Here is a 10,063-nt window from a genome sequence, read left to right as displayed (position 1 = left end):
CCCTGTAACGCCATTTTTTTGTTCAATTTAGGGGGTCTTCGGAGTTAGAAGACAATTACTTAACCCTTTTGAGACGCCCCCTTCCGTCTGTCTTACATCATTCCGCCCATACCGCCCATGCCGCCCATGTCTGGCATAGCTGGTTTGTCTTTCTCAGGCTTGTCGGCAACAACCGCTTCGGTCGTCAGGAACATCGCCGCAACGGAAGCCGCGTTTTGCAATGCGGAACGCGTTACTTTCGCAGGGTCAACGATACCTGCATTAAACATGTTCACCCACTCGCTCGTAGCTGCGTTGTAGCCAATGCCGATTTCTTCTTTCTTCAGACGCTCAACGATAACGGAGCCTTCTTGGCCTGCGTTAGCCGCGATTGTGCGAACCGGCTCTTCCAGTGCGCGCAGGACGATGTTCACGCCTGTTTGCTCGTCGCCGTCTGCTTGAACAGCGGATACTGCATTGTATACGTTCACGAGTGCCGTACCGCCACCGGAAACGATACCTTCCTCAACTGCAGCGCGAGTCGAGTTCAGGGCGTCTTCGATGCGCAGTTTGCGCTCTTTCAGTTCCGTCTCCGTAGCTGCGCCGACTTTGATGACGGCTACGCCGCCAGCCAGCTTCGCCAGACGCTCTTGCAGCTTCTCGCGGTCGAAGTCGGAAGTGGTTTCTTCCAGCTGCGCGCGGATTTGGCTGACGCGAACGTCGATGTCTTTCTTGTCGCCAGCGCCGTCAACCACGATCGTGTTCTCTTTGGAGATACGAACTTGGCGAGCGGAACCGAGCTGGTCAACCGTAGTGGATTTGAGCTCAAGGCCGAGCTCTTCCGTGATCACTTGGCCGCCCGTCAGAGCAGCGATGTCGCCCAGCATAGCTTTGCGGCGGTCGCCGAAGCCTGGAGCTTTAACCGCTACACACGTGAACGTGCCGCGCAGGCGGTTAACGAGCAGCGTAGCGAGCGCTTCGCCTTCTACGTCTTCCGCGATAATCAGCAGCTGCTTGCCGGATTGAACCACTTTCTCGAGAACCGGCAGGATCTCTTGAATGTTGGAGATCTTCTTGTCCGTGATCAGGATGAATGGATTGTCGAGGACGGCTTCCATTTTGTCCGTGTCCGTGATCATGTAAGGGGACAGGTAGCCGCGGTCGAACTGCATACCTTCTACGACTTCCAGCTCCGTCACGAAGCCTTTGGACTCTTCGACCGTGATAACGCCGTCGTTGCCGACTTTCTCCATCGCTTCGGCGATCAGTTGGCCGACTTCGTCGTCAGCGGAGGAAATCGAAGCAACTTGAGCGATCGATTGCTTGCCTTCGATCGGCTTAGCGATTGCTTGCAGTTCAATAACAGCGGCTTTAACGGCTTTCTCGATGCCTTTGCGGATAACCATCGGGTTCGCGCCTGCCGTTACGTTCTTCAGGCCTTCGCGGATCATCGCTTGCGCCAGAACCGTAGCCGTCGTCGTACCGTCGCCTGCAACGTCGTTCGTCTTCGTCGCGACTTCTTTCACGAGCTGCGCGCCCATGTTCTCGAACGCGTCTTCGAGTTCGATTTCTTTCGCGATGGACACGCCGTCGTTCGTGATCAGCGGGCTGCCGAATTTCTTCTCGAGTACCACGTTGCGGCCTTTCGGGCCGAGGGTAACTTTAACCGCGTTAGCCAGTGCGTCTACACCGCGGAGCATCGCGCGGCGCGCGTCTTCGCCAAACTTGATATCTTTAGCCATTGGTAGAACCTCCTGGAATAATAGTTTATGAAGCTTCGCTTCGTGCTTGAGGGCGGAGCCGCTAAGGGCTCCCTAAGTATCGTCCGTACGATGTATGTTCGGCAATGCCGGGGATTAGCCCAGGATCGCGTGAATGTCGCTCTCTTTCATAATCAACAGCTCTTTGCCGTCGTACTTCACTTCCGTGCCGGCATATTTGGAGAACAGGACGCGGTCGCCTTCCTTCACTTCAAGCGCGATGCGTACGCCGTCTTTGAGCGCACCGGAGCCAACAGCAACGACGCGGCCTTCTTGCGGTTTCTCTTTCGCCGTGTCTGGCAGCAAAATGCCGCTAGCCGTTGTTTCTTCTTTCGCGATCGGTTCGATCAATACGCGTTCACCCAAAGGTCTGATCATGAAAATAGCCTCCTTTTGATTTGAGTTGCAGGTTGAAATTTTTATTAGCACTCGCAACTGTTAAGTGCTAATAACCATAACCTATAATACCGATTTTGGAATTAGATTTCAAGTGGCTGGCCGTTCATTTTACGTGAAATTTGGAAAAGCTCGCATGTTTCGAGCGCGAGCGCCGCGTATGTCTCCGAGGGTCGGATCGCCACGTCGGATAGCCGCACACCGTTCACCTCGCCAATCTTGAACACCGCGAACCTTATCCCTCGTTAACCTTTCGCCTGCTTTAGAAATGCGCCCCTGTTCATCATTGACAGCTTTATGCCTTCGTAAGCCTCTCCCTTCAACCCTGCTGCAAAAAGTTTTGGCCAGCTGCCTTACGCCATGCTCGTCCCGCCCGTAAACGCAAAAAAGCCGGCCTCCTCGGCCGGCTTGCGGTTGGTTACGTGCCAAACTCCTCTTCCCATGCGGCATCCCGCGCTTGCTGCTTGCGGTACACGACGCCCGAGAGCATGACGCTGATCTCGTACAGCACGATGAGCGGCACCGCTACGAGCATGTCCGAAATGAAATCCGGCGGCGTGATCATCGTCCCGACGATGATCAGGATCAAGTACGCGATGCGGCGCATTTTGCGCAGTCGCGTAGGCGTCAGAATCCGGATTTGCGTGAGAAACATGATGAGAATCGGCAGCTCGAACAGCAGCGAGATCGGAATCAAGATGTTGAACAGGAACGTAAAATATTGCGTAATGCCGTACGTCTCTTCCAACCCCAGATGTTTGGATACATCGGTCGTGAAGTTGAATGCCATTGGGAAGACGACGAAATAGGAGAACGCCAGTCCACCGATGAACAGCAGAAGCGCCAGCGGCACGAAGGTTAGCGCTGCGCGCTGCTCCCGTTCATGCAGGGCCGGTTTGACGAACGCCCATAATTGAAAGAATGCGAACGGCACGACCAGCAGAAGCGCAATGACGAGCGCGAATTTCATATACATGCCGATGCCGTCCCATAACGAGAAAGTATGCAGCTTCATACCGCTGACGGGCTCTTGGGACATGAGAAAATCATAAGCCGGATTCGCGAGAAAAAGGCCGATTACAAGCCCGATTACCAGGACGATCAGTGTATAAATGATCCGTTTGCGCAGCTCGCCGATATGCTCGAACAACGTCATAGCCAGTTCCTCGCGCGTAGGGCGCGGAGTCGTATCTTCATTCATGCAAGCTCACCTCTTAACGGCCGTGATATTATTGAAGCGGCCCGTATACGGCCATCCGCTGTAGCAGAGCGAAACCGCACGCGCCTTCCTGAAGGGCGGCGCGTGTTTCATCTCAGAGAATTACAAGACGCTTGATCAATTTCGGGAACCTCTAGGTTCTTACGTTGATCATAAAAAAAGCGAGCTCCGATTATTCAGGGAGCCGCTTATCGTTTTTGTCCTCTTTGTCGCGGTTCACTTCGATCCGGCTTGCGTCTCTGCGCTCACGGTCGTCGTCGTCCATTAGATCTTTCGCGCCTGCCTTGAATTCTTTCAGCGTCCGGCCAAACGCGCGTCCCAGCTCGGGCAGCTTGTTCGGACCAAACAGCAGCAAAGCGACCAGTACGATCAGTATAATACCTGTCACGCCAATGCCGTTGAACATATTGTTCCTCCTAAAAGTTTTTGCGAAGCATTCGCTTCGCAGAAATAACCTCGCAGCAAAAACTCGCTTCGGAAGCATACGCTTCGTTTTTGCGAAGCATTCGCTTCGCAGAAATAACCTCGCAGCAAAAACTCGCTTCGAAAGCATACGCTTCGTTTTGTGAAGCATTCGCTTCGCAGAAATAACCTCGCAGCAAAAACTCGCTTCGAAAGCATACGCTTCACAACTATGACTCGTTCGCCGTACAATCTTCCTTCTAAAAAACAAAACCGCGAAGTTCTCTCTATGTAACCTATTACCCGTTAACACCCGTACAAACCGCCATACCCCATATCAACGATGTCCGCTCGCGTTATGACGTCACCGGCTAGAACCCGCGGGAGCAAGACGTTGAACGAGGTGTATGGATCGTGCATGACGCAGCCCGGCAGACCCATGATCGGCACTTCGCCGATATAGCCGACGAGCAGCATCGATCCCGGCAGCATCGGCGTGCCGTAGCTGACGATGTCCGCCCCTGCCGCCTTGATGGCAGCCGGCGTACGGTCGTCCGGATCGACGGACATGCCACCGGTAACTAATATCATATCATAACGGTTATCAAGCAAATAGTGGATTTCCTTGACAATTGTTTGTCGATCGTCCGGGGCGAAACGCTGCTCGCCGATCTCCGATCCGAGCGCTTCGACGATGTGCCGCACAGCCGGGCCGAATTTGTCTGTAATCCGTCCGCTGAACACTTCGCCGCCTGTCGTTACCAGACCGATGCGCAGCCGCCGCAGCGGCTTAATCCGCAGCGGACCCGCTCCCCCGTGTGCCTCCCGGTAGCGCGTTGCCAGCTCCTCGACTTTCCTCACTTTCGCTTCTTCCACCACGAGCGGAATGACCCGCGTCGCCGCGATTTGGCCGCCCGGCTGCACGACATGGTTCGTCTTCACGGTGGCAAGCGCGATCTCGCCGATCTCGTTCACAGCCTGGACGAAAGCTGGGTCGACGACCGCCAGCCCCGGCGCGTCCAAATCGGATTTGACGGCAACTTTGCCTTCATGCGGCTCCGTCATGCGCGTCCCGTCTCCACGAAGCGCCTCGGCCATCCGCAGCGCGGCGTCGTCCTCGTGCAGCTCGCCTTCGCCAAGCTCCATCGCATAAATATGAGCTTTACCAATGTCGAGCAGCTTCGGAATATCCGATTCTGTTATGACGTGCCCCTTCTTGAACAGCCTGCCCTTGAATTCGCCGGGCAAGATCTGCGTCAGATCGTGCGCCAGTCTTAGGCCGATCGCTTCTTCCACCGGCACTTCCCGCAGCGTCGTCCGCTTCGCTTCGCCGCTCATGCGTTGTGCTCTCCGATTCGTCCGGACAAGATGCTCAGCGCGTGCGGCAGCTGGTCCATAATCGCCATCAAATTCTCATGCACGCCCTTGGGGCTGCCCGGCAAGTTGATGATAAGCGAACGGCCGCGAATGCCGCAAACGCCGCGCGAGAGCATCGCCTGCCGCGTCCGCTGCATCGCGCCCATGCGCATCGCCTCCGCCAAGCCCGGCACTTCCCGGTCGATTACCTTAAGCGTAGCTTCCGGCGTCCAATCCCGGGGAGACAGTCCGGTCCCTCCCGTCGTGATGACCAGATCGGCGCGGTAATAGTCGGCCATCTCGATGAGCGCGGCCATAATCTCGTCCTGCTCGTCGGGCACGATCCGGTAGTCGACGATGTCACCGCCGAGTTCCTCTTCCACCAGCTCGCGGATCACCTGCGCGCTCGTATCTTCCCGTTCTCCCCGCGAGCCTTTGTCGCTCGCCGTCAGCAGCGCTACTTTCCAACGCATATGACTCTCTCCCCCTATCGCTTCGAGATCTAACCATTCGCTTGATGCGTATAGTCGCCGTTCTTGCCTCCGGTCTTCGACACCAGATGGGTCGGCCCGATGACCATGTCCTTCTGCAGCGCCTTGCACATGTCGTACACGGTGAGCGCAGCGGCGGATACTGCGGTCAACGCCTCCATTTCGACGCCGGTCTTACCGGTCGTCTTCACGGTTCCTTCTATATATAACTCGCCTTCGCCATTGTCGCCGAACACCAGATTAATGCCGGTGAGCGGAAGTGGATGACACATCGGAATCCAATCGGACGTCTTCTTCGCAGCCATGATGCCCGCGACTTGAGCGACCGCCAGCACGTCTCCTTTGCCGATCGTTCCCGCCTTGATCCGCGACAGCGTGTCCGGATTCATCGTGACGGTCGTGCGCGCCGTTGCCGTACGGCTCGTAATCTCCTTGTCGGAGACGTCGACCATCCGGGCCCGTCCTTGTTCGTTAAAATGGGTCAGCTCCACGAGCACCCGCTCCCTTCTTTCGCCTATGGCGTGATTAGAATTCCGCGTTCCGTCACGATCGCGTCCATTCTCGCGTCATGCGCCTCCATCGGAACCGACTCGACAAGCTGCATACCGAAGCCAAGGCCGATCCACGGCGGAACCGGTTCGTCCAGCAGGCCCGCAGCCTGTTCGACGCGCGCGCGGAATCTGTCGTAGTAGCCACCCCCGTAGCCGAGCCTGCCGCCTGCCCCGTCGAACGCAAGCCCCGGGACGAATACGGCCTGAGGCAGGACCTGCCTAAGTTCAATCCGTTCGGCTGCCGCAGGATTCGGCTCCATGATGCCGTAAGCTCCCGGAATAAGCGCGTCCAACCCGGTTATCGCGTACAGCTCCATTGACCGATCCTCCGGGTTACACCTGGGGACGATGACCGTCTTCCCGTTCTTGAACCCCCACTCGAGCAGCCGAAGCGTATCCAGCTCGGAGCGAAACGCGACATAGGCCATCAACGTATCCACGCCCCGTTTCTCCAGCAACCGCACAGCATGAACGCACGCCGCTTCCGACCACGCCGCGCGCTGTTCCGCCGTAATGCCGCTTCGGAGACCGGCAAGCCGTTCGCGCTCCGCCTTCTTCATGTCGTTCATCTTTCCCCGCCTAGCCGGCGCCGCCTCCTGAACCGCGAGGCACGCCTTCTCCCTTTTGCACGCATTGTTTATTAAGTGTACCACTGTTGCCCATTTTTCGCCAATGGCCCACAGAGGGATTCCGGGCTTCTTCTCGCGCACGGCGGCGTTGTCGTTTCACGGAAGATTCGGTACACTTAAGGAAAATGCAAGCAAAAACGCAAGCAGATCCGGAGGTTTAAAAACGATCATGCTCCTTCAAGTATCCGAAATATCCAAAAACTACGGCGCCCAGCCGATTTTATCCGGCATTACCTTTCAAATTCTTCCCCGCGAGCGCATCGGCCTCGTCGGCGTCAACGGCGCAGGCAAGTCGACGCTGCTCAAAATCATCGCCGGCGAAATGTCGTATGATGCCGGCACCATCTACAAGGCAAAAGAAACGACGATCGGCTATCTCGCCCAGACAAGCGGCCTGCAATCCGAGCGGACGATCGAAGCGGAGATGCGAGCCGTCTTCGCCCATCTGATCGACATGGAGCAAGAGCTGCGCACCCTCGAGCAGCGAATCGCCGACCTGGCGCAGTCCGAACAGGATGCGAAAGCCTACGAGGATGCGCTGGAGAAGTATGCGAAGCTGTCCGACCGGTTCCGCGAGCAAGGCGGCTTCGAGATGGAGACGCGTATCCGCAGTGTTCTCCACGGGATGGGCTTCGGCCATTTTCCGAAAGAAACGCTCGTCTCGACGCTCAGCGGCGGCCAAAAAACGCGGCTCGCCCTCGCCCGCATCCTGCTGCAAGCGCCCGACTTGCTCATGCTTGACGAGCCGACCAACTATCTCGACATTCCGACGCTCACCTGGCTCGAGGATTACCTTCGCGCCTACTCCGGCGCGGTCCTTGTCGTCTCCCATGACCGGTATTTCCTTGATGCCGTCGTGCAGGCGATTGTCGAAATCGAACGCCATACCGCCAAGCGCTATACCGGCAACTACAGCCGCTATATCGATCTGAAGGCAGCCGAGTACGAGTCGCAGATGAAGCAGTACGAGAAGCAGCAGGACGAGATCGCCAAGCTGGAGGATTTTATCCAGAAGAACATCGTTCGGGCATCGACGACCAAACGCGCGCAGAGCAGACGCAAGGCGCTCGAACGAATGGATCGGCTCGACAAGCCGATGGGCGATCTGAAGAAGGCGCATTTCTCGTTCGAAATCGAACGGCAGACCGGCAACGATGTCCTCGATGTCGGCAACCTGTCGATTCAATTCCCGGAGAAGAAAGGCCCGCTGTTCAGCAACGTGTCATTCCAACTCAAACGCGGCGAGCACGTCGCGCTGATCGGCCCGAACGGCATCGGCAAATCGACCCTGCTCAAGGCGCTCGTCGGCCAGCAGCCGCACCAAAGCGGTACGATCAAATGGGGCACCAACATCAAGCTCGGCTATTACGACCAAGAGCACACGGCGCTCAATCCGTCGAATACGGTGCTGGAAGAGCTCTGGAGCGCCTATCCCGGTCTTGAAGAAGTGCGCATCCGCACCGTGCTCGGCAACTTCCTCTTCAGCGGCGAAGACGTGCTAAAGCGCGTCGGTTCGCTCAGCGGCGGGGAGAAAGCTCGGGTATCGCTGTCGAAATTAATGCTGGCCAAGGCCAACGTCCTCATTCTTGACGAGCCGACCAACCATTTGGATTTGTTCAGCAAGGAAGTATTGGAAGGCGCCTTGCTCGATTACGACGGTACTCTGCTGTTCATTTCCCATGACCGCTACTTCCTGAACAAGATGGCCGAGCGCATTGTCGAACTCACGCCGCAGGGGACAGAGCATTTCCTGGGAAATTATGACGAAATGATTGAGAAAAAGCGTGAAATGGATGAACTGCTTCAAGAATCGCTGTCGCAAACGCCGGCAAGCCCGAAAAAATACGCCGCTTCGCCGGAAACCGCGCCTCCTACGTCATATGAAGCCGACAAACAGGCGAAGCGCGAGGAGCGCAGCCGTCAGCGCAAGCAGGAACAGCTCGAGTCCGATATCGCGCGCCTAGAGGCAGAAATCACGGTCCTCGAAGAGCAGCTCGCCGACCCAGAGGTGTTCAACGATTACGTGCGCATTCAGACGATCCAAGCCGACATCGATGCCCGCAAGTCGCAGCTGCAGGCCGCCTATGACCAATGGGAGGAACTGCTCGCTTAGCACCTCATGCGTCGGTCTCGCTCTGGCACTTCCCCGCTGAACGTTACAAAGAACGCCGCTCATGATCGACACAGTCGACATGGGCGGCGTTTTTGGCATGAACCGATAGGGCACGTTGGACCTGACAGGGCACGATGAACCTGACAGGGCACGTTGGACCTGACAGGGCAGGATGAACCCAAGAGGGGGTGGCCATTTGCCATTGGCCATTGCCCGTCATGAACACCAGGAAGATATCACGCAAGGTTGGATCGCAACCTAGGCGATGGTTACAATAACCAATAGTGTATCGGCCGCTTCAGTGAGCTGTTCATGATCTGTTAACGACTTCTGCGTCACTATCAGCCGCACCGGTGGTTGTTCCGGACTCGTTAATGACTTCAGTGCAGCTAGAATAAAAAGTGGACACCTAATTAAGAGAAGCCGGATAATAAGCTTATCGAGGAGGTGTTCACATTGGGTGAACAACGGCAACGGTTTAACGAAGAATTCAAGCAACGCACAGTAAAGTACATTCAAGAGCAGACAAAGTCGGTGGCGGACATTGCCGAGGAACTTAACATCCCTAGAGGAACCCTGCACAAGTGGCTGGCCCAGTACAGGACGTTTGAGAACGAGCCTTTGGCAAGCGCGCAAAGGGTTCGTGAACTTGAGCAGCTTCTGAAAGAGAAAGAGCGCGAACTCAAGGCCAAAGATCGTCAGATCGCAGATGTGGAGGAGCAGCTGGCGATCGTAAAAAAGGCTGTGCACATTTTCAGCAAACCTCCACGGAACTGAGGTTTTCATTCATGGAAGCCCACCGCTCTGAGTTCGCCGTGGTGAAGATGTGCAGTGCGTTGGAGGTATCCTCGAGCGGGTTTTACAAGTGGTTGAAGGCAGAACTTAGTCAGCAGGAAGCCCGAAAGGCCAGCGTGTTGGAACGGATTGCGCACCATTTCCAGGATTCCAAGCAGCGTTATGGGAGCCCTAAATTGACCGCAATGCTCCGGAAAGAAGGCTTCACGGTGACCGAGCGTACGGTAAGCAACTACATGCAGGAATTAGGCTTACGCTCCTGTGTATCGCGTAAGTTCAATGTCCAAACGACGGATTCTAACCACGAAGATCCGATTGCGCCAAACCTTCTAAACCAGCAGTTCCATGTGACCGAGCCGAATCGAGTATGGG

11 protein-coding genes are annotated in these 10,063 nt (G+C 56.2%); 3 read left to right on the top strand and 8 right to left on the bottom strand.

Features of this window, described 5'->3' with window-relative positions; genetic code table 11:
• Positions 1-92: 92 nt before the first annotated feature.
• From groL to ACFFSY_RS32345, 8 genes are all read right to left on the bottom strand, one after another.
• Positions 93-1,721 (bottom strand): chaperonin GroEL, encoded by a 1,629-nt coding sequence (gene groL, locus ACFFSY_RS32380; RefSeq protein WP_377502197.1) that lies wholly within the window; start codon positions 1,719-1,721, stop codon positions 93-95.
• 114 nt (positions 1,722-1,835) lie between these two features.
• Positions 1,836-2,117, bottom strand: a complete 282-nt coding sequence (gene groES, locus ACFFSY_RS32375; protein WP_148933378.1) for a co-chaperone GroES — start codon at positions 2,115-2,117, stop codon at positions 1,836-1,838.
• A gap of 436 nt (positions 2,118-2,553) precedes the next feature.
• Positions 2,554-3,336: a twin-arginine translocase subunit TatC gene (gene tatC / locus ACFFSY_RS32370; protein WP_377502194.1), complete on the bottom strand. Its 783-nt coding sequence runs from the start codon at positions 3,334-3,336 to the stop codon at positions 2,554-2,556.
• 190 nt (positions 3,337-3,526) lie between these two features.
• Positions 3,527-3,760: a twin-arginine translocase TatA/TatE family subunit gene (gene tatA / locus ACFFSY_RS32365; RefSeq protein ID WP_377502191.1), complete on the bottom strand. Its 234-nt coding sequence runs from the start codon at positions 3,758-3,760 to the stop codon at positions 3,527-3,529.
• A gap of 302 nt (positions 3,761-4,062) precedes the next feature.
• Positions 4,063-5,094, bottom strand: coding sequence for a molybdopterin-binding protein (locus ACFFSY_RS32360; RefSeq protein WP_377502188.1), 1,032 nt, complete (start codon positions 5,092-5,094; stop codon positions 4,063-4,065).
• Positions 5,091-5,585 carry a MogA/MoaB family molybdenum cofactor biosynthesis protein gene (locus ACFFSY_RS32355; protein ID WP_377502185.1) on the bottom strand — a complete coding sequence of 165 codons (495 nt, stop codon included), beginning with the start codon at positions 5,583-5,585 and terminating at the stop codon, positions 5,091-5,093. The genes ACFFSY_RS32360 and ACFFSY_RS32355 overlap by 4 nt, the downstream gene beginning before the upstream one ends.
• Positions 5,586-5,614: 29 nt before the next feature.
• Positions 5,615-6,094 (bottom strand): cyclic pyranopterin monophosphate synthase MoaC, encoded by a 480-nt coding sequence (gene moaC / locus ACFFSY_RS32350; protein ID WP_377502182.1) that lies wholly within the window; start codon positions 6,092-6,094, stop codon positions 5,615-5,617.
• A gap of 23 nt (positions 6,095-6,117) precedes the next feature.
• Entirely contained in the window at positions 6,118-6,723 is a 606-nt protein-coding gene (locus ACFFSY_RS32345; protein WP_377502179.1) for a 5-formyltetrahydrofolate cyclo-ligase, read from the bottom strand.
• 229 nt (positions 6,724-6,952) lie between these two features.
• Between ACFFSY_RS32345 and ACFFSY_RS32340 the strand changes: the two genes are divergently transcribed.
• The 3 genes from ACFFSY_RS32340 to ACFFSY_RS32330 all read left to right on the top strand — a co-directional run.
• Positions 6,953-8,896 carry an ABC-F family ATP-binding cassette domain-containing protein gene (locus tag ACFFSY_RS32340; RefSeq protein WP_377502176.1) on the top strand — a complete coding sequence of 648 codons (1,944 nt, stop codon included), beginning with the start codon at positions 6,953-6,955 and terminating at the stop codon, positions 8,894-8,896.
• A gap of 456 nt (positions 8,897-9,352) precedes the next feature.
• Positions 9,353-9,673 carry a transposase gene (locus ACFFSY_RS32335; RefSeq protein ID WP_377502173.1) on the top strand — a complete coding sequence of 107 codons (321 nt, stop codon included), beginning with the start codon at positions 9,353-9,355 and terminating at the stop codon, positions 9,671-9,673.
• A gap of 11 nt (positions 9,674-9,684) precedes the next feature.
• Positions 9,685-10,063 (top strand): IS3 family transposase (locus tag ACFFSY_RS32330; protein WP_377502169.1); only part of this gene is annotated, 379 nt, incomplete at its 3' end.

Source organism: Paenibacillus aurantiacus, from assembly GCF_042431225.1.
GTDB lineage: Bacteria > Bacillota > Bacilli > Paenibacillales > Paenibacillaceae > Paenibacillus_Z > Paenibacillus_Z aurantiacus.
This window is presented reverse-complemented; position numbering and strand designations above follow the sequence as displayed.

What these genes read in the sequence shown, in the direction of transcription:
- groL (WP_377502197.1), bottom strand. Translation starts at nt 1,721, where the DNA reads ATGGCTAAAGATATCAAGTTTGGCGAAGACGCGCGCCGCGCGATGCTC.
- groES (WP_148933378.1), bottom strand. Translation starts at nt 2,117, where the DNA reads ATGATCAGACCTTTGGGTGAACGCGTATTGATCGAACCGATCGCGAAA.
- tatC (WP_377502194.1), bottom strand. Translation starts at nt 3,336, where the DNA reads ATGAATGAAGATACGACTCCGCGCCCTACGCGCGAGGAACTGGCTATG.
- tatA (WP_377502191.1), bottom strand. Translation starts at nt 3,760, where the DNA reads ATGTTCAACGGCATTGGCGTGACAGGTATTATACTGATCGTACTGGTC.
- ACFFSY_RS32360 (WP_377502188.1), bottom strand. Translation starts at nt 5,094, where the DNA reads ATGAGCGGCGAAGCGAAGCGGACGACGCTGCGGGAAGTGCCGGTGGAA.
- ACFFSY_RS32355 (WP_377502185.1), bottom strand. Translation starts at nt 5,585, where the DNA reads ATGCGTTGGAAAGTAGCGCTGCTGACGGCGAGCGACAAAGGCTCGCGG.
- ACFFSY_RS32345 (WP_377502179.1), bottom strand. Translation starts at nt 6,723, where the DNA reads ATGAACGACATGAAGAAGGCGGAGCGCGAACGGCTTGCCGGTCTCCGA.
- ACFFSY_RS32340 (WP_377502176.1), top strand. Translation starts at nt 6,953, where the DNA reads ATGCTCCTTCAAGTATCCGAAATATCCAAAAACTACGGCGCCCAGCCG.